At 71.5% G+C, this 20,672-nt stretch carries 23 protein-coding genes and 1 pseudogene; 13 read left to right on the forward strand and 11 right to left on the reverse strand.

Annotated elements, in window-relative coordinates:
* The first annotated feature begins 14 nt into the window (after positions 1-14).
* From F1734_RS06920 to F1734_RS06930, 3 genes are all read left to right on the forward strand, one after another.
* Positions 15-446: an Rv0880 family HTH-type transcriptional regulator gene (locus F1734_RS06920; protein WP_010593984.1), complete on the forward strand. Its 432-nt coding sequence runs from the start codon at positions 15-17 to the stop codon at positions 444-446.
* An 81-nt stretch (positions 447-527) separates the two neighbouring features.
* Complete coding sequence (locus F1734_RS06925; RefSeq protein ID WP_203011460.1) at positions 528-1,334, forward strand: TrmH family RNA methyltransferase; 807 nt, start codon at positions 528-530, stop codon at positions 1,332-1,334.
* Positions 1,331-1,612, forward strand: coding sequence for a DUF2537 domain-containing protein (locus F1734_RS06930; RefSeq protein ID WP_010593986.1), 282 nt, complete (start codon positions 1,331-1,333; stop codon positions 1,610-1,612). Before F1734_RS06925 ends, F1734_RS06930 begins: the two co-directional genes overlap by 4 nt.
* A gap of 40 nt (positions 1,613-1,652) precedes the next feature.
* Here F1734_RS06930 and F1734_RS06935 read toward each other — a convergent pair whose 3' ends face one another.
* The 4 genes from F1734_RS06935 to F1734_RS06950 all read right to left on the reverse strand — a co-directional run bounded on the left by F1734_RS06935 (position 1,653) and on the right by F1734_RS06950 (position 5,914).
* A complete protein-coding gene (locus F1734_RS06935; protein ID WP_048772342.1) occupies positions 1,653-2,402 on the reverse strand; it encodes a DUF6928 family protein in 750 nt (249 codons plus the stop codon).
* Positions 2,403-2,417: 15 nt separating this feature from the next.
* The gene (sepH, locus tag F1734_RS06940; protein ID WP_192811070.1) at positions 2,418-3,305 is read right to left on the reverse strand and encodes a septation protein SepH; all 888 of its coding nucleotides are present in this window, start codon (positions 3,303-3,305) and stop codon (positions 2,418-2,420) included.
* 243 nt (positions 3,306-3,548) lie between these two features.
* A complete protein-coding gene (gene serC, locus F1734_RS06945) occupies positions 3,549-4,670 on the reverse strand; it encodes a phosphoserine transaminase (protein WP_010593989.1) in 1,122 nt (373 codons plus the stop codon).
* A gap of 116 nt (positions 4,671-4,786) precedes the next feature.
* Entirely contained in the window at positions 4,787-5,914 is a 1,128-nt protein-coding gene (locus F1734_RS06950) for a citrate synthase 2 (RefSeq protein ID WP_017679370.1), read from the reverse strand.
* Positions 5,915-6,120: 206 nt separating this feature from the next.
* Between F1734_RS06950 and pdxH the strand changes: the two genes are divergently transcribed.
* The 4 genes from pdxH (at position 6,121) to F1734_RS06970 (ending at position 9,361) form a co-directional block, all read left to right on the forward strand.
* The gene (gene pdxH, locus F1734_RS06955; RefSeq protein WP_026137453.1) at positions 6,121-6,813 is read left to right on the forward strand and encodes a pyridoxamine 5'-phosphate oxidase; all 693 of its coding nucleotides are present in this window, start codon (positions 6,121-6,123) and stop codon (positions 6,811-6,813) included.
* The gene (locus tag F1734_RS06960) at positions 6,810-8,078 is read left to right on the forward strand and encodes an MFS transporter (RefSeq protein ID WP_203011461.1); all 1,269 of its coding nucleotides are present in this window, start codon (positions 6,810-6,812) and stop codon (positions 8,076-8,078) included. The genes pdxH and F1734_RS06960 overlap by 4 nt, the downstream gene beginning before the upstream one ends.
* A 135-nt stretch (positions 8,079-8,213) precedes the next feature.
* Positions 8,214-8,933: a class I SAM-dependent methyltransferase gene (locus F1734_RS06965; RefSeq protein ID WP_203011462.1), complete on the forward strand. Its 720-nt coding sequence runs from the start codon at positions 8,214-8,216 to the stop codon at positions 8,931-8,933.
* Between the two features lie 140 nt (positions 8,934-9,073).
* On the forward strand, positions 9,074-9,361 hold the full coding sequence (locus F1734_RS06970; RefSeq protein ID WP_203011463.1) for a hypothetical protein: 288 nt from the start codon (positions 9,074-9,076) through the stop codon (positions 9,359-9,361).
* 100 nt (positions 9,362-9,461) lie between these two features.
* On the opposite strand, the gene F1734_RS06975 is transcribed toward F1734_RS06970, so the two are convergent.
* Positions 9,462-10,379 (reverse strand): MBL fold metallo-hydrolase, encoded by a 918-nt coding sequence (locus F1734_RS06975; RefSeq protein ID WP_203011464.1) that lies wholly within the window; start codon positions 10,377-10,379, stop codon positions 9,462-9,464.
* A gap of 130 nt (positions 10,380-10,509) precedes the next feature.
* On the opposite strand from F1734_RS06975, the gene F1734_RS06980 reads away from it, so the two are divergent.
* The 4 genes and pseudogenes from F1734_RS06980 (at position 10,510) to F1734_RS26225 (ending at position 13,852) form a co-directional block, all read left to right on the forward strand.
* On the forward strand, positions 10,510-11,448 hold the full coding sequence (locus tag F1734_RS06980; protein WP_203011465.1) for an aldose 1-epimerase family protein: 939 nt from the start codon (positions 10,510-10,512) through the stop codon (positions 11,446-11,448).
* Between the two features lie 353 nt (positions 11,449-11,801).
* Positions 11,802-13,100, forward strand: a complete 1,299-nt coding sequence (locus F1734_RS06985) for a citrate synthase (protein ID WP_040274279.1) — start codon at positions 11,802-11,804, stop codon at positions 13,098-13,100.
* A 26-nt stretch (positions 13,101-13,126) separates the two neighbouring features.
* Positions 13,127-13,477 (forward strand): annotated as a pseudogene (locus tag F1734_RS26220) (FKBP-type peptidyl-prolyl cis-trans isomerase); the annotation flags it as partial.
* Positions 13,478-13,498: 21 nt separating this feature from the next.
* Positions 13,499-13,852 (forward strand): FKBP-type peptidyl-prolyl cis-trans isomerase, encoded by a 354-nt coding sequence (locus F1734_RS26225; protein ID WP_371851027.1) that lies wholly within the window; start codon positions 13,499-13,501, stop codon positions 13,850-13,852.
* Between the two features lie 73 nt (positions 13,853-13,925).
* Here the strand turns inward: F1734_RS26225 and F1734_RS06995 are convergent, their stop codons facing one another.
* The 4 genes from F1734_RS06995 to F1734_RS07010 all read right to left on the reverse strand — a co-directional run bounded on the left by F1734_RS06995 (position 13,926) and on the right by F1734_RS07010 (position 16,942).
* Positions 13,926-14,213, reverse strand: a complete 288-nt coding sequence (locus F1734_RS06995) for a hypothetical protein (protein ID WP_010593137.1) — start codon at positions 14,211-14,213, stop codon at positions 13,926-13,928.
* 88 nt (positions 14,214-14,301) lie between these two features.
* Positions 14,302-15,624 (reverse strand): sensor histidine kinase, encoded by a 1,323-nt coding sequence (locus F1734_RS07000; RefSeq protein ID WP_017679377.1) that lies wholly within the window; start codon positions 15,622-15,624, stop codon positions 14,302-14,304.
* Positions 15,621-16,316: a response regulator transcription factor gene (locus F1734_RS07005; RefSeq protein WP_017679378.1), complete on the reverse strand. Its 696-nt coding sequence runs from the start codon at positions 16,314-16,316 to the stop codon at positions 15,621-15,623. Before F1734_RS07005 ends, F1734_RS07000 begins: the two co-directional genes overlap by 4 nt.
* Entirely contained in the window at positions 16,313-16,942 is a 630-nt protein-coding gene (locus F1734_RS07010; RefSeq protein WP_017679379.1) for a TetR/AcrR family transcriptional regulator, read from the reverse strand. Before F1734_RS07010 ends, F1734_RS07005 begins: the two co-directional genes overlap by 4 nt.
* Before the next feature lie 104 nt (positions 16,943-17,046).
* On the opposite strand from F1734_RS07010, the gene F1734_RS07015 reads away from it, so the two are divergent.
* The gene (locus F1734_RS07015; RefSeq protein WP_203011466.1) at positions 17,047-18,846 is read left to right on the forward strand and encodes an acyl-CoA dehydrogenase; all 1,800 of its coding nucleotides are present in this window, start codon (positions 17,047-17,049) and stop codon (positions 18,844-18,846) included.
* A 35-nt stretch (positions 18,847-18,881) separates the two neighbouring features.
* Here the strand turns inward: F1734_RS07015 and F1734_RS07020 are convergent, their stop codons facing one another.
* Positions 18,882-19,469 (reverse strand): dihydrofolate reductase family protein, encoded by a 588-nt coding sequence (locus F1734_RS07020; RefSeq protein ID WP_017679381.1) that lies wholly within the window; start codon positions 19,467-19,469, stop codon positions 18,882-18,884.
* Positions 19,470-19,550: 81 nt separating this feature from the next.
* On the opposite strand from F1734_RS07020, the gene F1734_RS07025 reads away from it, so the two are divergent.
* Positions 19,551-20,165: a TetR/AcrR family transcriptional regulator gene (locus tag F1734_RS07025; protein WP_010593131.1), complete on the forward strand. Its 615-nt coding sequence runs from the start codon at positions 19,551-19,553 to the stop codon at positions 20,163-20,165.
* Here F1734_RS07025 and F1734_RS07030 read toward each other — a convergent pair.
* Positions 20,134-20,622, reverse strand: coding sequence for a CinA family protein (locus F1734_RS07030; protein WP_064065845.1), 489 nt, complete (start codon positions 20,620-20,622; stop codon positions 20,134-20,136). The genes F1734_RS07025 and F1734_RS07030 overlap by 32 nt on opposite strands.
* Positions 20,623-20,672 lie beyond the last annotated feature (50 nt).

Genomic DNA, 20,672 nt, shown 5'->3' on the forward strand with positions numbered 1-20,672 from the left:
GTATTGTGCACGCCATGACATCGGAACATCGCACGCTCGCTGGCGACCTCTCGTTGGCAGTCGTGCGCCTGACGCGCCATTTGCGGGGGCGGCGCTCCGATTCCCGGGTGTCCCTGACTCAGCTGTCGGCCATGACCACGCTGAGGCAGGAGGGAGCGATGACCCCCGGTGCGCTGGCCGCACGCGAGAAGGTCCAGCCGCCGTCCATGACGCGGGTGATCGCCTCGCTCGACGAGATCGGGCTCGTCGAACGGACCCCGCATCCCACGGACGGCCGGCAGGTCATCGTCTCGCTCTCGGACGCGGGCCGGGCACTGCTGATCGACGAGCAGCAGGCCCGGGAGGCGTGGCTGACCGAACGCCTCGCCACCTTGGACGAGGCCAGCCTCGCCACGCTCGGGGACGCGGTGGAGATCATCAACAAGCTGGTCAGCGAAGCGGAGTGAGCCGATCCCGGTCCTCGTGGCCGGGATGTGCCCGGCGAACCCGCTGACGAGCCCGGGACGTGGCCTGGGAGAATCGACGGCGTGGTGCACATCGTCGACATCGAGGATCCCGCCGACCCCCGGCTGAACGACTTCCGAGACCTCAACTCGGCGGATCGCCGGCCCGACCTGCCGGCCGGCAAGGGGTTGGTGATCGCGGAGGGCGTGCTCGTCGTCCAGCGGATGCTCGATTCGCGATTCACACCCGGCAGCCTGCTCGGGGTGGATCGTCGTCTCGGTGAACTCGCCGACGACCTGCGCGACGTCGACGTGCCGTTCTACCGCACCTCGGCCGAGGTCATGGCCGAGGTCGTCGGCTTCCACCTCAACCGCGGGGTGCTCGCCGTGGCGCACCGGCCGCCGGCGCTCGCCCTCGACGACGTCCTCGAGAAGGCCACCACGGTGGCGGTGCTCGAGGATGTCAACGACCACGAGAACCTCGGCTCGATGTTCCGCAACGCCGCCGGCCTCGGTGTCGACGCCGTCGTGTTCGGCAAGGGCTGCGCCGACCCGCTGTACCGGCGGTCGGTGCGGGTCTCGATGGGTCATGTCCTGCGAGTGCCGTTCGCGCACGTCGAAACGTGGCCGGACGATCTGGACCTGCTGCGGGCGCGCGGCTTCCAGCTCATCTCGCTCACTCCGAATCCCGAGGCCGTGCCGCTGGCCGAGGCGATGACGGGGGAGAAGGTCGCGCTGCTCCTCGGTGCCGAGGGTCCGGGGCTGACCGAGCACGCGATGCGCGCGACGGACGTGCGGGCCCGCATTCCGATGGCCCCGGGCACCGACTCGCTCAACGTCGCCACGGCCGCGGCGATGGCGTTCTACGAGCGGGTACGGATCCCGCGGTGATCGCGCCCCCGCGCGCCCCGTCGACACCGTGGTCGACGGGACTGACGCTGACGGGTTTCGCCCTCGCCGTCACGGTGGTGACGATCGTGGCGTTCGGGCTCGAACTCGGGCGCGTGCACCCCCTGCTCGTGGTGATCGTCAACCTCGTCGCCGCGGCCGGGATCGCCCCCACCCTGTGGTGGTGGCGTCGGGTGCCGCTGTGGCGGTGGATCGCCGCCGGCGTCGCCGCCGGTGTCCCGGTCGGCTGGATCGTCCTGCTCGCCGCGGCGGCGTTCTGAGCGGATCCACGGCCGCGAACGAATCTGCCAGGCGCACCGGTTATTCCGCGCGCGTACGGCCGGGCAGTGCGCGGCCGGGCGCGGAGATCCGCCGCGGCCACCACCGCCGTCGCGCGGGCCGGGCGCCCGGTGCGTCCCGGTCGGCGGGTGGCCGCTCGCCGTCGCGGTACAACGCGAAGTCCCACACCTCGATCTCGTGGGGGTCGAGCTCGCCGGCGGCGCGGGCCGTGTAACGGAACCCGAGCCACGCCGCGTTGGCGGCCTCGGCGAACCGGCGGGGGTGGAACGGCAACGCCTCGGGGTGGGGCAGTACATCCAGCGGCCAGCGGATGGGGAACTCGCCGCCCCAGAACGGCCGCTCCCACACGAACGGCAGCCCGTCGTCCTCGGTGATGGCGACGGGCGTGGCGTCGAACGCTCGTCGCGGCGTGCCGCGCCGCCAGGCACCGACGGCGCCCCGCGCCCCGGTGGGATCCGACACGACGAGATAGGTGTTCTCGGACGCGACGGTGTGCCTCCAGCGTTCGGGCAGCTGCGACGGACGCGTCGCCGCAAGGTCCGGGCTGCACACCACCGTCACCCCGGGGAAGCTGCCCACGTAGACCCGGCCGGCCGCCCCGGCTGCGGCCTGCGCGAGCGGCACCCGGCCCAGCGGCTCGGACGACAGTCCCGGATGCAGCCGTCCGACGAGAGCGTGGGCGGTCGTGCAGTCGGCCCGCGCATCGCGCAGCACCTCGCCGGGGTCGGGGGCGTCGACGTACCAGATGGTCGACACCGTCGCGGCCGCCATCGGTGGGTCCGGTCCTCAGCCGCGCCCGTTGCTGCGCACGCCGAGCAGCACGTCGTCCCACGAGGGGAGGGCGGGCTTGCCGCGCTTGTCCTTACCCGGATTCTGCTGCGGCGCCAGCTTCGGCCGGTCCTCCTCCACGTCGGGCTCGGGCAGGCGCGCCGCCGCGGGACGGACCTCCTCGACTTCGGCGTCGATGACCGCGGGCGGCGGATCGAGGGTGATCGTCTCGGCGACGACGTCCTCCCGCTCGGACCCGTCGTTGTCGCCGGTGTCGTCGACATCGCGCGCCGTGTACACCGGTGTGAGGCAGCGCAGCGGCCGCCCGCAGTCCGGATCGATCAGCTCGGTGGCGGTGTCGTCGAGCGGGAGGATCGTCCCGCCGTGGGCGTCGGGCTGGTAGCGCCAGTGCGCGGCGTTGGTGGACCGGCCGGCGTCCCACTGCAATTGGGCCACCCAGTGACCCTCGTCGTCGCGCCACGCGTCCCAGGTGGCGGCGTCGATGCTGTGCCCGCGTGCCCGGAACGCCTGGGCGACGATCTCGGCGAGGGTGTGCACGGCCGGGCCGTCCGGACGCACCGGATGACCCTGCTGAGCCATCTCCGCCGCGCGGGAGCGCTCGAGCAGCACCGGGTAGGCGAACCGCTCCACCTTCGCGAGCGGGATCCCGGCCTCCTCGGCGACCTGCTCGACGGATGCGCCGGAGCGGATGCGGGCCTGGATCTCGCGGGGTCGCAGCTGACTGGCGGTCTCGATCTGGATCTGCCCGAGGCGGGCGAGATCACCACGGGAGGCGGCGCGGAGCGTGTCGTCGATCGGGATGCGGAATCTGTCGCCGTTTTCGGGATCGGCGAGCACGACGTGCGTTCCGTCGGGCTCGAGGCCGACCACTCGAAGCTCTCGCACCATGACCTCCTCGCGGGGAATCGCGATTGACCCGCCCGACTGTAACGGACTCGTGATGCCTGCGGAGCAGGACACGCCGACACGCCGGGGGCCCGGTGGCACGAATCCGCCGACGTGGCGCTATTGTCCAAGGTTTCCCCGAAAGTCTCGACTCGTTGTCGAGAGTTCGGGAAGGCTCCGGGACGGCGAACGGGGCCGGACCCGACCCGGATCCGACCCCGTCCTCACGGTCGAGCGACCGATCTACATCCGGTCGACCACCCAGTCGATGCACTTGGTCAGCGCGGTGACGTCGTCGGGGTCGATTGCCGGGAACATGCCGACGCGGAGCTGGTTGCGGCCCAGCTTGCGGTAGGGCTCGGTGTCGACGATCCCGTTGGCGCGCAGGATCTTCGCAACCTGCGCGGCATCGACCGAGTCGGCGAAGTCGACGGTGCCGACCACCTGGGAGCGCAGCGCCGGATCGGCGACGAACGGGGTGGCGTACTCGGAGGCCTCGGCCCACGCGTACAGCCGCGACGACGAGTCCGCGGTCCGGGCCGTCGTCCAGGCCAGGCCGCCGTTGCCGTTCATCCACTCGATCTGGTCGGCCAGCAGCAGCAGCGTGCCCACCGCGGGGGTGTTGTACGTCTGATCCTTCGTGCTGTTGTCGACGGCGATCGGCAGCGACAGGAACTCGGGAGTGAAGCGGCCCGAGGCCTTGATCTCGTCCACCCGCGCCAGCGCGGCCGGGCTCATCAGGGCGATCCACAGGCCACCGTCGGCGGCGAAGCACTTCTGCGGCGCGAAGTAGTAGACGTCGAAGTCCTCCGCGGCGACGGGCAGGCCGCCGGCGCCGGACGTCGCGTCGATGGCGATCAAGGCGTTCTCGGAGCCGGCCGGGCGGGTGACCGGCACCGCGACACCGGTCGAGGTCTCGTTGTGGGCCCAGCCGATGAGGTCGGCCGATCCGTCGGCGACTATCTCCGGTGCGGTTCCCGGCGCGCTGTCCACCACGATCGGGTCACCGATCAGCGGGTTCTTCTTGGCGACCGTGGCGAACTTCGACGAGAACTCGCCGTAGGTGAAGTGCTGCGACTTCTCCCGGATCAGGCCGAACGCCGCGGCGTCCCAGAACGCGGTGGTGCCGCCGTTGCCGAGCACCACCTCGTAGCCGTCGGGCAGGGCGAACAGCTCGCGCAGTCCCGAGCGGATGCGGGCGACGACGTCCTTGACGGGCTTCTGCCGGTGGCTGGTACCGAACACCGAGGCACCGACCTCGACCAGGGACTGCAGCTGCTCGGGGCGAACCTTGGAGGGACCGCAGCCGAAGCGGCCGTCGGCGGGCTTGAGATCGGCGGGAATGATCGGTGTAGCGTCAGCCATCGGTATGCGTGTCCTAAACGTCGAGGAACGAGTGCACCGGTAGTCTAGACGGCCCCCGCCGGTCGGCCGGACGGACGGGCACCCGGTGCGGGGACCCGTCCGTCCGGCTCGGTGGATCAGTTGTGGGTGATCGAATCCCAGCCCTCGACGCTCTCCGGGCTGCGGGCGTCCGGGCCGGTGTAGATCGCGGCCGGGCGCACCAGCTTGCCCAGGCGCTTCTGCTCGAGGATGTGCGCGCACCAGCCGGCGGTGCGGCCGCAGGTGAACATCGCCGGCATCATCGCGGCCGGGACCTCGGCGAAGTCGAGGATCACCGCGGCCCAGAACTCGACGTTGGTCTCGATGGCCCGGTCGGGGCGACGCTCGCGCAGCTCGGCGAGGGCGGCCTGCTCGAGGGCGGCGGCGACCTCGTAGCGCGGCGCGTTCAGTCGCTTCGCGGTGTCGCGCAGCACCCGCGCGCGGGGGTCCTCGGCGCGGTAGACGCGGTGCCCGAAGCCCATCAGCTTCTCCTTGCGGTCGAGGATGCCCTTGACCAGCGCGCGGGCGTCGCCGCTGCGCTCGGTCTCCTCGATCATCGGCAGCACGCGTGCCGGGGCCCCACCGTGCAGCGGGCCGGACATCGCGCCGACCGCACCGGACAGCGCGGCGGCGACGTCGGCGCCGGTGGAGGCGATGACGCGGGCGGTGAAGGTGGAGGCGTTCATGCCGTGCTCGGCGGCCGAGACCCAGTACGCGTCGATCGCGGCGACGTGGGCCGGGTCGGGTTCGCCCTTCCACCGCACCATGAACCGCTCGGTGACGGTCGCGGCCTCGTCGATGCGCTTCTGCGGCACGGCGGGCTGATAGATGCCGCGCGCGGACTGCGCGACGTACGACAGGGCCATCACGGCGGCGCGGGCGAGGTTCTCCCGCGCGGTGGCGTCGTCGATGTCGAGCAGCGGCTCGAAGCCCCAGATGGGGGCGAGCATCGCCAGGCCGGCCTGGACGTCGACACGGACGTCGCCGGTGTGGATCGGCAGCGGGAACGGCTCGGCCGGGGGCAGGCCCTGGCCGAACCTGCCGTCGACCAGCAGGGCCCACACGTCCCCGAACGTGACCCCGCGCGTGACGAGATCCTCGATGTCGACGCCGCGGTAGCGCAGCGAACCGCCGTCCTTGTCGGGTTCGGCGATATCACTGGTGAAGGCGACCACGCCTTCGAGGCCGGCGACGAAATCCTCGGGTACAGACGCGCGCGATGCCATGACGGTTGGGCTCTCCTCGTTCGGTGCAACCCGGTCCGGGCAGCACTGCCGGTGAAGCGGGACTCGGCGGATGTGATCGGCGCCCCACTCCGTTCGTCGGTGCGACTGTAGTCCCCCGGGCGGGAGGATCGGCGCCCGGATACCCGGGAGTAGTGTCCAGCATCGTGTCCACCGATCCACGGCCCGGCGCCGAGAACGCCGAGGGGCTGCCTCCGAGTGCGGACGAGCACGCCGATCTGGCGTCGATGCGTGTCGACTACACCCCTGCCGGCCCTCAGGGCGCGTCCGCCGTCGACGAGGATCTCGAACCCGAGTGGCTCACCGACGGCTGGCTGCCGGTGCTGCGCCGCTGGCTCCTCGACGCCGCCGCGGCAGGACTGCCCGAACCGAATGCGATGGTCCTCGGCACCGTCGACGAGCACGGTCGGCCCGTGACCCGCACCGTGCTGTGCAAGGGAGTCGACGCGGACGGGGTCGCCTTCTTCACCAACTACGACTCCGACAAGGGCCGGCAACTCGCCGCGACGCCCTATGCGTCGGCCACGTTCACCTGGGTCCCGATCTTCCGCCAGGTCACCGTCCGCGGGCCCGTCGAGCGGGTCGGCGCGCAGGAGACCGCCGAGTACTGGCACTCCCGGCCTCGCGGCTCCCGCCTCGGCGCGTGGGCCTCGCAGCAGTCCCGGCCGATCGAGTCCCGGGCGGCGCTCGAGCATGCGCTCGTCGAGGTCGCCGAGCGCTACGGCATGGACGCCGAGATCCCGGTGCCGCCGCACTGGGGTGGACTGCGGATCCGCCCCGAGTCAGTCGAGTTCTGGCAGGGCCGGCCCAACCGTCTGCACAACCGGGTGCGGACCCGGCTGGTCGACGGGCGGTGGCTCACCGAGCGTCTGCAGCCGTGAGGCGGCTGCTCGCCGACACCACGCCGCTCGAGAACCGCGACTACCGTCGGTTGTGGACCGCCGGCATCGTCACGGTCGTCGGCGCCCAGCTCAGCGTCGTCGCGGTGCCGCAACAGATCTACGAGATCACCCGCAGCTCGGCGTACGTGGGTCTGACCGGTGTGTTCGCCCTCGTCCCGCTCGTGGTGTTCGGGCTGTGGGGCGGTGCGTTGGCCGACGTGATGGACCGGCGCCGGCTGCTCACATTCACCACGCTCGGCATGGGCGTGACGTCGCTGCTGCTGTGGGCGCAGGCCGCCGCGGGCCTGGCGAACGTGTGGCTGGTGCTGGTGCTGTTGTCGCTGCAGCAGGCCTGCTTCGCGGTCAATCAGCCCACCCGCGGCGCGGTGATCCCGCGGCTCATCCCGAACGGCCAACTGGCCGCCGCCAATTCGCTGAACATGACGGTGATGCAATTCGGGGCGATCGCCGGGCCGCTGCTCGCGGGCGCCCTGATCCCCGTGCTCGGTCTGCCCACCCTGTACCTGATCGACACCGTCGCACTGCTCGCGACCCTGTGGGCGGTGCTCGCGCTGCCGCCGATCCCGCCGACCGGGCAGGCTCGGCGTGCCGGCCTGCGCGAGGTGCTCGACGGGTTCCGTTACCTCTCCACCCAGAAGATCCTGCTCGCCTCGTTCGTCGTCGACATCGTCGCGATGGTGTTCGGCATGCCGCGGGCCCTGTTCCCGCAGATCGCGCACGACTCGTTCGGCGACCCCGCCGAGGGCGGGTTCGCGCTCGGGCTGCTGTTCGCTGCGATGTCGGTCGGTGCGGTGCTCGGCGGGGTGTTCTCCGGCTGGTTGCCACGGGTGCGCCGGCAGGGGCTCGCGGTGATCGTGTGCATCGTCGCCTGGGGTCTGGCGATGGTGGGCTTCGGCGTTGCGGTGGGCCTCGCCGAACCGGGCGGCACCGCGGTGTGGCTGTGGATCGCCCTGGCGTTCCTCGCGTTCGGCGGCGCGGTCGACATGGTCTCCGCGGCGTTCCGCTCGACGATGCTGCAGTCCGTCGCCACCGACGAGATGCGGGGCCGGCTGCAGGGCGTGTTCATCGTCGTCGTCGCCGGCGGACCCCGCATCGGCGACGTCCTGCACGGCGGGGCGGCGGCGCTGGTGGGCACCGCGGTCGCCGCGGCGGGCGGCGGGGTCCTCGTCGTGGCCGGTGTGCTGGTGTGTGTGCTCGCCTTCCCCGCGTTCGTGCGGTACCGGGTGGACCGCACGATCCACTGACCCGTCCACCGACCGCAGTGGAACGCAGTACGGTGACGTCGGAGGCATCTTCCGTCAGCTGTGAGCGCCTCGCCGCGACGGCGGTGCGCAGACGGGGATCGCCGCGGAACGTCCGAAGGACGGAGGGACACCGGCATGGATTCCGACCCGTCGATGGCCGCCCAGGTCGAATTCTGGACCGATTGGGTACGTCACGCCGCCGGACGCGACACCGACCCGGACAACATCCGACGCGCCGCGCACGTACTGGAGGCGGTGGAATCGGTGGCCGGACCGGGCCTGCGCATCCTGGAGGTGGGCTGCGGAACCGGATGGCTGGCGCGGCTGTTGACCTCGTTCGGGCACGTGACCGCGGTCGATCTGCCCTCCGAGGCGCTGACACACCTGCGCGAGAGCGATCCGCAGATCGAATGGATCAGCGGCGACTTCCTCCACCTCGAGCTTCCCGGCACCTACGACGTGGTGGTCTCTCTGGAGACTATTGCCCATGTCCCGGACCAGGCGCGGTTCGTCGACCGGATCGCCGAGGTGCTCGTCCCGCACGGCACGGTGGTGCTCACCACCCAGAACCCGACGGTCTGGAACCGCACCAGCGCCCTGCGCCCGCCCGGACCCGGGCAGATCCGCAACTGGCCGTCACGCCGCCGGCTGCGCGCCTTGTTCGCGCCGCGGTTCGTGGTGCGATCTCTGCACACCTGTGCCCCGGGTGGCGATCGGGGATGGGTCGGGCTGATGCGCAACCGCTACCTGAGCGGGCTCGGTCGCCGGGTCCTCGGCGCGCGGCGGTGGACACAGGTACAAGAACGTCTCGGTCTCGGGCGCAGCTTGGTGCTGGTCGCCACCAGGACCTCGTGACCGAACGGTTGCGGCGCTCGGCAGACGGCGGTGCCCCGGGCCCGTCGGCCCGGCGGTGTTCGAGCCGGAGCTCGTGCGGTATCCACGCGGGCAGGGCACGATGGACGGACGTGATCGCACACCCTGACGCGGGAGCCGGTATGCCATCGAATCGTCTCGTCCGATCGCCGGACCGCAACGGAGCGGGGACCGCAGCCCTCGTCGCGGGCATCGTCGCCGCAGGGTGCGCCTTCGTCCCCTTCCTCGGTGATCTGGTCACGATCCCCGCGGGACTGGCTGCGGTGGTGTGCGGCTGGGTCGGCCTGGACCGGGTGGACAAGGGGTCGGCGACGAACCACGGGGAGGCCCTGGCGGGCGCGGTCCTGGGTATCGCGGCGCTGTTCGTGGTGTTCATCGTCTTCGCGGCCACTCACACTGCGGGCGGATGACCACCGGCACATTCGCGGAACCCGTCCCCGCCTCTCACCGATCGGGGCCGGACCGCCTGCTCCCTCGGGGTGCCCGGATGGTCTCGGGTACGGAAATCCGTCACCGCCACGGATCCTCGCGCCGCCACACCTGCGGCAGATGCAGCTCCACCCCGTCGCGCTCGGCGAGCCGGCCGAGGACCCGCATGGTGACGTCGAGATCGTCCCCGGCGTAGGGCAGCGCGCGCAGCGGCCGGTCGAGCGGGCGGAAGAAGTCGTCCCAGTGCACGAGCACCACCCCTCGCGCTCCGACCGTGCCGACGGTCTCCGCCCAGTAGCTGCGGATGTACTCCTCGCTCTGCACCCCGAGTTGGCCGACGCCGAGATAGACGACCTCCGCGCGCCGGCCGGCCAGCGCCCCGGGCCGGAAACCGGCGCTGCCCTGGATCAGCAGGGACCGGCCGTCGGCGTGCGCGACGAACGTCGACCATGCCTCGCCGCACCGATAGCTCCCGGCCCGCGCGGGCGGGACGACGGGCGCGTCGATCGTGCCCGGGTACCGGTCCGGCGCACAGTGCTCGGACGCGACGAGCGTGACGGTGAACCCGCCGAACCGCAGCGGCTCGCCGGGCGTGGCGACGACGATCCGCTCCGGTGGGAGGCCGTGCCCGCGCCCGACGTTCGCCGTCGATTCGCCGCCGACGAGCACCGCGCCCGTCCGCTCGGCGACGGCCGCGGAGTCGAGCACGTGGTCGAAGTGGCTGTGGACGGGCAGGACGGCCGCGAGCCGCGTCGCGCCGGCCCGGGTCAGGCACGCGTCGATCCGGGCCGGGTCGGGTGCGAGCCGGCCCAGCGCGACGGCGCCGAGACCCGGGCGGGTGAAGAAGCCGTCGGTCAGCAGCGCGTCGGTGCCGTCGTCGACGAGCAGGGTGGACACCCCGAGGAACGTCACGGCCGGGCGGGATGCCGCCGTCGCGGCGGGGACGTCGAACCGGTCGGCGTAGGCGGCGAGATCCGGGCGGCCGAGGCGCAGTCGCATCCGGTCATCGTAGGCGCGGAGGCGCACCGGCGGCCCGATCCGGCCCGGCGACACCACCGCGATCGGCGAGGTCGCCGCCGTGATCGTCGAATCCCCGACCCGCCGCGCCCGTCCGCGGGACACTGGGCCCATGTCCGATCCGACGAACTACCGGATCCGAAGGGGTGGGTACCGCGCGGAGGTGTCCAGCTCTGGGGCGGCGCTGCGGGCACTCGAGCACGAATCGGCGGACGGGCCGTACCCGCTGACGGAGAGCTGGCCGGCGAACGAGCGGCCCCCGCTGCGCTCCGGCACGGTGCTCGCCCCGTGGCCGAACCGCATCCGGGACGGGCACTTCTACTTCGACGGCATCGAGCATCAGCTCGCGCTCACCGAACCCGAACGCGGCAACGCGGTGCACGGATTCGCCTGGCATCGAGACTGGGTCCTGGTTTCCCACAACGACTTCCGCGTCGAGCAGAAGCTGGACGTGGGACTGCACAAGGGGTGGCCGTACCAGCTGCGGCTCACCGTGACCCACGAGGTGGGCGACGACGGCCTCACCGTCACGCACACCGCCACCAACATCGGCGGCTACCACTCGCCGTTCGGGCTCGGCGTGCATCCGTACGTCCGGGCGGGCGCCGCGCCGCTCGACGAGTGCACGCTCCGCCTGGCCGCCGGCACCCGGCTGCCGCTCGATCCCGGGCGCGGACTGCCGAACGCGTACTCGCAGCCGGTCGAGGGCACCGAGTTCGACTTCACCTCGCCGCGGCCGCTGCGCGGAGTCGAGCTCGACCTTCCGTACAGCGCGCTGGACGTGGACGTGGATGGCCGGTCCCGGCACGACCTGCGGGGCCCGGACGGGCGGGGGGTGCGGTTGTGGGCCGGGCGCGAGTTCGGCTGGCTGCAGGTGTTCACCGCCGGCGCCGTCCCCGAACTCGAGTATCCGGGACGGGGGCGGGCGCTGGCGCTCGAACCGATGACGTGCCCGCCGGACGCCTTCAACCTCGGCATCGATCTCGTCGTGCTGCAACCCGGGCAGACGTGGACGGGTCGGTGGGGCCTGACCGCCCTGCCGTCCGCATGACGGGATCCTGCACCGCCGTCCGCAGGACGGGATCCTGCACCGCCGTCCGCAGGACGGGATCCTGCACCGCCGTCCGCAGGACGGGATCCTGCACCGCCGGTGCGCCGCTGCCCGGACACGCGGACGGGTGCTCACCGCGCCGGCGGCGGGAACGTGATATGCAATATCGACGCAGGTGAGCGCCGTGCCGGAGGGGGCATTCGGACGCTCCGGCGTGCGCGCGGCGCGGCGCCGCGCCGGCCCGATCGGGGACCTTCGACGGACCCTCCCTGGGCACATGGCCTGCGCAAGGGCTAGGTTCTACGTGAATGTTCGGAAGAATCGCGTTGATCTGAGCTTGAGAGGGATCCTTCGTGCCCGCTGAGAATGACACCCGACCCACCCTCAGCTACCCCGGTGGCGAGCACACAATGTCTATCGCCAAGGCGACGGAAGGCAACGACGGCATCGAGCTGGGCAAGCTCCTTGCAGAGACCGGGTACACCACCCTTGACCCCGGTTTCGTCAACACCGCCTCCACCACGTCGGCCATCACCTTCATCGACGGGGAGAAAGGCATCCTGCGCTACCGCGGATACCCCATCGAGCAGCTGGCGGAGAAGTCCACCTTCATCGAGGTCAGCTACCTGCTGATCTACGGCGAGCTGCCCACCGCGGAGCAGCTCGAGGTCTTCACCGACAAGATCCGCCGGCACACGCTGCTGCACGAGGATCTCAAGCGCTTCTTCGACGGCTTCCCGCGCAACGCGCACCCGATGCCCGTCGTCTCCAGCGCCGTCAACGCGCTCTCGGCGTACTACCAGGATGCGCTCGATCCCGACGACCCGGAGCAGGTGGAGCTGTCCACCATCCGGCTGATGGCCAAGCTGCCGACCATCGCGGCCTACGCCTACAAGAAGTCGGTCGGCCAGCCGTTCCTGTACCCGGACAACTCGCTGAACCTGGTCGAGAACTTCCTGCGCATGACCTTCGGTTTCCCGGCCGAGCCGTACCAGGTCGATCCCGAGATCGCCCAGGCCCTCGACATGCTGCTGATCCTGCACGCCGACCACGAGCAGAACTGCTCGACCTCCACGGTGCGCCTCGTCGGTTCGTCCGACGCCAACCTGTTCACCTCGATCTCCGGCGGCATCAACGCGCTGTGGGGCCCGCTGCACGGCGGCGCCAACCAGGCCGTGCTCGAGATGCTCGACGCGATCAAGACCGGCGGCGGCGACGTCAAGGAGTTCGTCCGCAAGGTCAAGAACAAGGAAGACGGCGTCAAGCTCATGGGCTTCGGACACCGCGTCTACCGGAACTACGACCCGCGCGCGGCGATCGTGAAGAAGACCGCCGACAGCCTGCTCGCCAAGCTGGGTGGCGACGACGATCTGCTGCAGATCGCGCAGGCCCTCGAGGAGGCCGCGCTCACCGACGACTACTTCATCGAGCGCAAGCTGTACCCGAACGTCGACTTCTACACCGGCCTGATCTACCGGGCGATGGGCTTCCCCACCCGGATGTTCACGGTGCTGTTCGCGCTCGGCCGCCTGCCGGGCTGGATCGCGCACTGGCGCGAGATGCACTCCGACCCGAGCCTCAAGATCGGCCGCCCGCGGCAGATCTACACCGGTTACACCGAGCGCGACTACAGCAGCATCGACGCGCGCTGACCCGTCCCCTACCGGAAGACCGACACATGAGTAGCAAGCCCGAGATCGAATTCCAGGAAGGCCCCGCCCCGACCGGTCTGGTCGTCAAGGACCTCACCGTCGGCGACGGCGCCGAGGCGACGCCCGGGGCCAAGGTCGAGGTCCACTACGTCGGCGTCGAGTTCGACTCCGGCGAGGAGTTCGACTCGTCGTGGAGCCGGGGCGAGTCCATCACCTTCCCGCTCAGCGGCCTGATCGCCGGCTGGCAGGAGGGCATCCCCGGCATGCGGGTCGGTGGCCGCCGTCAGCTGACGATCCCGCCGGAGATGGCGTACGGCCCGGCCGGTTCGGGGCACCGCCTCGCCGGCAAGACCCTGGTGTTCGTCATCGACCTGCTCGACGTGGAGGCCAAGCCCGAGGTGCCGGAGATCGAACCGGCCACCGGGCCGGCTCCCGCCGAACTCGTGATCGAGGACATCACCGTCGGTGACGGCACCGAGGCGCAGCCCGGTGCGGTCGTCGACGTGCACTACCACGGCGTCGAGTACGACACGAACGACGTGTTCGACTCGTCGTTCGCCCGCGGCGAGTCCGTCAAGTTCCCGCTCGGCCGCCTCATTCCCGGCTGGCAGGAGGGCATCCCCGGCATGAAGGTCGGCGGTCGCCGCAAGCTGACGGTGCCCCCGCAGCTCGCCTACGGTCCGGCCGGGTCCGGGCACCCGCTCGGCGGCAAGACCCTCGTCTTCGTCATCGACCTCCTCGGCACCGAGTAGGTCTGCGCACGGCCGGAGCCCCGCACCGCTTTTCGCGCTGCGGGGCTCCGTCGCATCCGGGGGTCCCGGTGGGTCAGTGCCGGACGAAGGGAGTGGGGGCGATGTCGCCGCTGTCGAGGAAGTGCCACTGATCGTCGCTGCGGCAGATCCGCCCGTCGAACCGGGACCCGGGGCTGCGGAACTCGGTGCGCAGGAATTTGCCGTTCCGGTCGAAATGCGTGATCGCGCAACCACGGTCGCGACGGTCGTGGCGATCGTGGTCGTCGTGGTGGTCCGAGGACGCGGCCGCCGTCCCGGCGCCGCCGAAGACGGGCAGGGCGATCAGCGCGGCGGTGACGATCAGCTTGCGGCTCTTCGACATTCGGATCTCCTGGGATCGGTGGAGGGGATGCATACGATCCTGCGCCCGCCCCGTCCCGTGTCGTAGGGACCCGAGGGGTGGAATACGGTCACCCCGCGGCGAACCGCACCGTCAGCCGCGCCCCGCCGAGCGGGCTCTCCTCTAGCCGCGCCGTACCGCCGTGCAACGCCGCCTGCTGCGCCACGAGCGCCAGGCCCAGCCCCGAACCGCCCCGGGCGGCGCCGCTGCCCCGGCGGAACCGTTCGAACACCGCGCCGCGCTCACCGGCCGGCACCCCGCGGCCGTCGTCGTCGACGGTGAGCACGGTGTCGGTGCCGTCGGCGGTGACCGCCAGCCGGATCCGGCGGGCGCGGCCGTGCCGTACCGAGTTGGCCACGGCATTGTCGACGACGAGCCGCAGCCCGCTCGGCAGCGCCCGGATCTCGCGCCCCGTCTCGCCGACCACCTCGATCTGCACGCCGGGATGCCGGCTCGTCGCGTCGGCGGCCGCGGCGTCGCAGATCTCCACCGGGTCGGTGGGCACGAAGTCCCGCGAGGTGGACAGATCACCGCGGGCGAGCCGCTCGAGGTCGTCGAGCGTGGATTCGACACGGCTCTGCATCCGGGTGAGGTCGCCGAGGATCTCGGTGCGTTCCTCGTCGCTCAGGACGTCACCGGCCGGGTCCAGGGTGGAGAGGACCTCGAGGTCGGTGCGCATCGCGGTCAGCGGGGTCCGCAGCTCGTGAGCGGCGGCGGCCGCGAAGTCCCGCGCCGTGGCGAGAGCGGCGTCGGTGGCGGCCTGGGCGCGGGCGACGTCGCTGAGCATGTCGCCGGCTGCGGCAGCGAGTTCGTCGGCCTCGCGGATGCCGGAGCGCCGCGGCTCGAGGGTGGGTGCGCGGGCCACGATCCGGCGGGTGAGGTCGACCAGGGGTCGCACGGCGCGGCCCCCGAAGATCCAGCCGAGGGCCGTCGCGACCGCGACGGCGATCGCACCGGCGACGGCGAGCTGCCGGTGCTGCTCGGTCGTGATGTCCTGCGCCTCGGCATAGGGCACCGCGACGGACAGGAGCGAGGGCAGCCGGTCGGTCGGCGCGGTGTACGTCCGGTAGGCGGTGCCGCCGAGATCGACGGTGTGGGCGCCGGGGGAGAGGGCGGGTAGTTCGGTCGGGGTGCTGCTGAGCAGCCCTCCGGATTCGGTGCGGATGGTGACGGCGAAGGCTCCGGCGTCACCCAGCGCGGGCAGGAACAGGCCGGCGGTCCCGGCATTGGCGACCAGTACCTGCGTGGCCGTCTCGAGGCGGCGGTCGAGCTGCGCGAGGTTGTTCCGGGTGATGGCCAGGGCGACGAGCACACCCAGCACCGCGACGACGAGCGTGGTGCCGAGCGCGGTGGCCGCGGCGACCCGCGCCCGCAGCGAGAAGCGGTGCGTCACGCCGCATCCCGCAGCACGAAGCCCACCCCGCGCACGGTGTGCAGCAGCCGCGGCCGCCCCCCGGCCTCGAGTTTGCGGCGCAGGTACCCGACGAACACGTCGACGACGTTGGTGTCCGCGTCGAAGTCGTAGCCCCACACGAGGGCCAGCAGCCGGTCGCGGCTCAGGACGATGCCCGCGTTGCGGGCGAGCACCTCGAGCAGTTCGAACTCGCGCTTGGTCAGCTCCACCTCGGTGCCGTCGATGCGCGCTCGGCGGCCCGCGGTGTCGAGCTCGAGCCCGCCGGCCCGGACGACGGAGCCGGCGCCGGGGGTGCCGGGCGCGCTGCGCCGCAGCATCGCCCGGATCCGTGCCACGAGCTCGGCGAGCACGAACGGCTTCGTCAGGTAGTCGTCGGCGCCGGACTCGAGTCCCGCGATGCGGTCGCCGACGGTGCTGCGGGCGCTGAGCACACAGATCGGGATGTCGTTGCCGTTCGAGCGCAGAGCGGTGACCACCCCGGTGCCGTCGAGGACCGGCATGTTCATGTCGAGCACCATCGCGTCCGGCCGCCGGCGCGCGACGACCTCGAGCGCCTGTGTCCCGGTCGCGGCGGTGAGCACGTCGAAGCCGGACAGGCGCAGCCCCCGCTGCAGGGAGGACAGGACGTCCTCGTCGTCGTCGACGACGAGGACGGTGGCTGGTTCGATCACTCCTGCATTGTGCCCGCGCCGAGCATGCCGAGGACGAGCTCGACGTAGTTGCCGGCCAGGGCGTCGACGTCGATGCGGCCGGGCTGGTACCAGCGGGCGACGTCGATGCCGAGCGACAGGATCGCCAGGGCGGTGGTCGGCACGTCCCGGACGGCGAAGGCCCCGGCCGCGATGCCGTGCTCGATCTCGGCGCGGATCACCGCATCGGTGTCGCGGCGGATCGCGGCGATCGTCCGGTAGTGCTCCGGGGTGAGGGCGTGCAGTTCGTACTGCGACACCCGGCAGACGGTGTGGTGCACCGCGTGGGTGCGGACGAAGCCGTCCACGATCGCCCGCATCCGGCCGGCCGGATCGGTGGCGGAGGCGGCGGCGGCGACGACGGCGTCGAGGACGTGCTGGTGCCCGATGCGGCTGACCTCGAACAGCACCTCCTCCTTGGACTTGAAGTGCACGTACAGCGCAGCCGGGCTCAGGCCGGCGCCGACGGAGATGTCACGGGTGGTGGTGGCGTGGTAGCCGCGGCGGGCGAAGGACTCCACGGCCGAGCCGATGAGACGACGCGCGACGTCGGATTCGACCTCGGTGAAGATGCCGGCGAGGTCGTCGGTGATGGGCGTGTCGATCATGCTGGGTTCTCTCCGTCGCCGTGCTGGTCCGTTGACATCATGCACCGTCGTTGCTCTACTAAGTGAGCGCTTAGTGAATCTGCGGCCCTGTGAAAGGAACCTCCATGCCCGCTCCCGTCCTGTCCCGGCGTGACCTCGACTTCCTGCTCTACGAATGGCTGGACGTCGAGTCGCTCACCGCACGCGGCCGGTTCGCCGAGCACTCGCGGGAGACGTTCGACGCCGTCCTCGACCTCAGTGCGGACTTGGCTACCAAGCACTTCGCGCCGCACAACAAGAAGGCGGACGCCCAGGAGCCTCGGATCGGCGCCGACGGCAGGGTCGAGATCATCCCCGAGGTCAAGGCGGCCCTGGAGCTGTTCGCCAAGGCCGGGCTCATCGGCTCCTCCTTCGACGAGGAACTCGGCGGCATGCAGTTGCCGGTCACCGTGCTGCGGGCGGCGATGGCCTGGTTCCAGGCCGCCAACGCAGGCACCTCGTCGTATCCGTTCCTCACCGTCGGCAACGCCAACCTCATCGCCACCCACGGCAGCGAGGAGCAGATCGCCACGTACGTGCCGTCGCTGCTCGAGGGCCGGTTCTTCGGCACCATGTGCCTGTCCGAGCCGCAGGCCGGCTCGTCGCTGGCGGACATCACCACCAGGGCCGTGCCGCAGGACGACGGCAGCTACCGGCTCACCGGCACCAAGATGTGGATCTCCGGCGGCGACCACGAACTGTCCGAGAACATCGTCCACCTCGTGCTTGCGAAGATCCCCGGCGGCCCGGCGGGGGTCAAGGGCATCTCGCTGTTCATCGTCCCGAAGATCCTCGTCGGCGCGGACGGGCAGCTCGGTGAGCGCAACGACGTCGCCCTCGTCGGCCTCAACCACAAGATGGGCAACCGCGGCACCACCAACACGCTGCTGAACTTCGGCGACGGCACCTTCACCCCCGCGGGCCGCGCCGGCGCCGTCGGCTACCTGCTCGGCGAGCCGCACAAGGGCCTGTCGTACATGTTCCACATGATGAACGAGGCCCGCATCGGCGTGGGATTCCTCGCCACCTCGCTCGGCTACGCCGGCTACCTGCAGTCCCTCGAGTACGCCCGCACCCGCACCCAGGGCCGCCCCCTCGGCGACAAGGACCCGTCGTCCCCGCCCGTACCGCTGATCGAGCACGCCGACGTACGCCGGATGCTGCTCGCCCAGAAGGCCTACGTCGAGGGCGCACTGGCGCTGGGGCTGTACTGCTCGCAGCTCGTCGACGAGCAGCAGACCGCCGAGGACGAGGACGCGCGCGCCCGAGCCGGGCTGCTGCTGGACATGCTCACGCCCGTCGCGAAGTCCTGGCCGTCGCAGTGGTGCCTCGAGGCGAACAGCCTGGCGATCCAGGTGCACGGGGGCTACGGCTACACCCGCGAGTTCGACGTCGAGCAGTACTACCGGGACAACCGCCTCAACCCCATTCACGAAGGCACGCACGGCATCCAGGGGCTGGACCTGCTCGGGCGCAAGGTGGTCATGCGGGGCGGGGCGGGGCTGGCGCTGCTCGGCGAGACGATCGGACGCACCGTCGCGCGTGGTGCGCAGGCCGGCGGCGACGTGGCTCGCTACGCCGAGCAGTTGCAGGCGGCGGTGACGCGGGTGGGCGCCACCACCGCCCGGCTGTGGGGTACCGGCGATCCCGAACTGGCGCTGGCCAATTCGTCGGTGTACCTCGAGGCCGTCGGGCACGTGGTCGTCGCGTGGATGTGGCTCGAGCAGCTCCTCGCGGCCGGGTCCCGGGAGGGCGACTTCTACGACGGTAAGCGCGCCGCCGCCCGGTACTTCTTCGCGTTCGAACTGCCGAAGACCGGTCCGCAGTTCGATCTGCTCGACAGCCTCGACCGAACCACGCTCGACGTACTGCCCACCTGGTTCTAGGAGGCGGCTGCGCCGCCGGTGTGCCTTTTGGGCGGTCAGGACCGCCCAAAAGGCACACCGGCCGCGAAGCGGCACACCGTCACTCCGCTGTCGAAGGTTCTCGTCTCGAGACGGTCGAAGCGGTGCGGCTCGAAACCGTGCCGGAACAACGGGATTCCGTCCCCGGCGACGATCGGGTGGACCTTGAGCACCAGCTCGTCGATCGCGGGCAGCAGCGCGCCGGCGAGCGAACCGCCGCCGCAGAGCCAGATGCCCAGCCCGTCTTGCTGTTTGAGGTCGCGCACGTACTCGAGCGGGTCGGTCGCGACGAGGGTCACCGTCTCGTCCGGCGCCTGCGTCATCGTCGTGGTGAACACGTACTGCTGCAGGTGCCGGTAGCCGCTCGTCCAGCCGGCGTCCCGGGCCGGCTCCCACGTGCGCCGGCCCATCACGACGGCGTCGAAGTGTTTCGGCGGCCCCTCGATGCCGAGCGGCCCGCGGGCGGGCGTCGGGATCGTCTCGGGGAACTCCTGCACCTGGTAGTGCGCGTGGTCACCTTCGAGGGGGAAGAAGTCGTAGCCCCCGGCCGGGTCGGCGATGAAGCCGTCGAGCGTGGTCGCCACGTAGTAGGTCAGTTTTCGCACGGAAGCTCCTCGCGTCGTCGACTACAACACCTGTGGTGGTCAAACTACAACAGGTGTTGTGTTCGGTGCTAGGGTTTTTCCGTGGCAGCGAATCCGGAGCGCCGAGCCCAGCTCGCGGACGCCGGTCTGCGCGTACTCGGCGCGGACGGTGCCCGCAAGCTGACCCACCGCGCCGTCGACCGGGAAGCCGGGGTGCCCCTGGGCACCTGCGCGAACTACTTTCCGACACGGGACGAACTCCTCGGCGCCCTCGGCGCGCGGATCTTCGAGCGGCTCGCCCCCGAGCCGGACCGGCTCGAGTCGCTCGCCGGCCGGACCCCGGATGTCGACCTCTACGTCGACTACATGCGCTACCTCGTCGAGCGCACGACCGCCCAGCCGGACCTGACCGTCGCCCTGATGGAACTGCGCCTCGAATCCCGCCGAAGTCCCGGACTCGCCGAGGTGCTCGGCGCGACGCTCTCCCGCAACTACCGGCTCGACGTCGAGTTCAACGATGCGGCAGGACTACCCGCCACCGCGCTCGACGTCGCCCTGCTGCACTTCGCGATCGACGGGCTCCTGCTGGATCTGCTGACCACCTCGATCGGCGCCGACGCCACCCCGGACCAACTCGTCACCGCGCTCGTCACCCGGCTGCTCGCCCGGCCGGGCACCGGCCCCCTCAGCGCCCCACCCGCTCCGCGAGCAGAGTGAGCGCACGGAAGACCGTCTCGGCCAGCACCTCCTCGGGCTCGCCCGGGAAGAACTTCTCCTCGGCGTGCGTAGGCCCGCGCCCGGCCACCCCGAACCACACCGTCCCCGGCTCCTGCCCGTCCTGGCTGTCCGGGCCGCCCGCGCCCGTCACCGCCACCGCGACGTCGGCACCGAGCAGGTCGACCGTCGACTCGGCCATGGCGCGCGCCGCGGACTCGCACACCACCGGACCCTCCGGCACCCGCAGCAGCGAGTGCTTCACGTCCCGCGAGTAGGCGACGACCCCGCCCCGGAACCACTCGGCGCTGCCCGGCGCCGCGCCGAGCCGCGCGGCCAGGGCGCCGGAGGTGAGCGACTCGGCGCACGCGACGGTCAGGCCGCGGTCGGCGGCGAGTCCGCCGATCCGCTCCGCGGTGGCGCTGGACCGCGCCGAACCTTCGGGAACGTCGTCGGGCATGGGGAACTCCTTCCGCCGGATGCTGTCCGGACTGTACCGGCCGGCGTGTC

The sequence above is a fragment of the Rhodococcus ruber genome, from assembly GCF_016804345.1.
Lineage (GTDB): Bacteria > Actinomycetota > Actinomycetes > Mycobacteriales > Mycobacteriaceae > Rhodococcus > Rhodococcus ruber.

Excerpts from the sequence above, each read along its gene's own strand:
- F1734_RS06975 (WP_203011464.1), bottom strand. The coding sequence starts at position 10,379 with ATGCGACTGCGCCTCGGCCGCCCGGATCTCGCCGCCTACGCCGACCGG.
- serC (WP_010593989.1), bottom strand. The coding sequence starts at position 4,670 with ATGGCTGACGCTACACCGATCATTCCCGCCGATCTCAAGCCCGCCGAC.
- F1734_RS06980 (WP_203011465.1), top strand. The coding sequence starts at position 10,510 with ATGTCCGATCCGACGAACTACCGGATCCGAAGGGGTGGGTACCGCGCG.
- F1734_RS07015 (WP_203011466.1), top strand. The coding sequence starts at position 17,047 with ATGCCCGCTCCCGTCCTGTCCCGGCGTGACCTCGACTTCCTGCTCTAC.
- F1734_RS07010 (WP_017679379.1), bottom strand. The coding sequence starts at position 16,942 with ATGATCGACACGCCCATCACCGACGACCTCGCCGGCATCTTCACCGAG.
- F1734_RS06935 (WP_048772342.1), bottom strand. The coding sequence starts at position 2,402 with ATGGCGGCCGCGACGGTGTCGACCATCTGGTACGTCGACGCCCCCGAC.
- F1734_RS06965 (WP_203011462.1), top strand. The coding sequence starts at position 8,214 with ATGGATTCCGACCCGTCGATGGCCGCCCAGGTCGAATTCTGGACCGAT.
- F1734_RS06995 (WP_010593137.1), bottom strand. The coding sequence starts at position 14,213 with ATGTCGAAGAGCCGCAAGCTGATCGTCACCGCCGCGCTGATCGCCCTG.
- F1734_RS07030 (WP_064065845.1), bottom strand. The coding sequence starts at position 20,622 with ATGCCCGACGACGTTCCCGAAGGTTCGGCGCGGTCCAGCGCCACCGCG.
- F1734_RS06950 (WP_017679370.1), bottom strand. The coding sequence starts at position 5,914 with ATGGCATCGCGCGCGTCTGTACCCGAGGATTTCGTCGCCGGCCTCGAA.
- F1734_RS06970 (WP_203011463.1), top strand. The coding sequence starts at position 9,074 with ATGCCATCGAATCGTCTCGTCCGATCGCCGGACCGCAACGGAGCGGGG.
- F1734_RS06920 (WP_010593984.1), top strand. The coding sequence starts at position 15 with ATGACATCGGAACATCGCACGCTCGCTGGCGACCTCTCGTTGGCAGTC.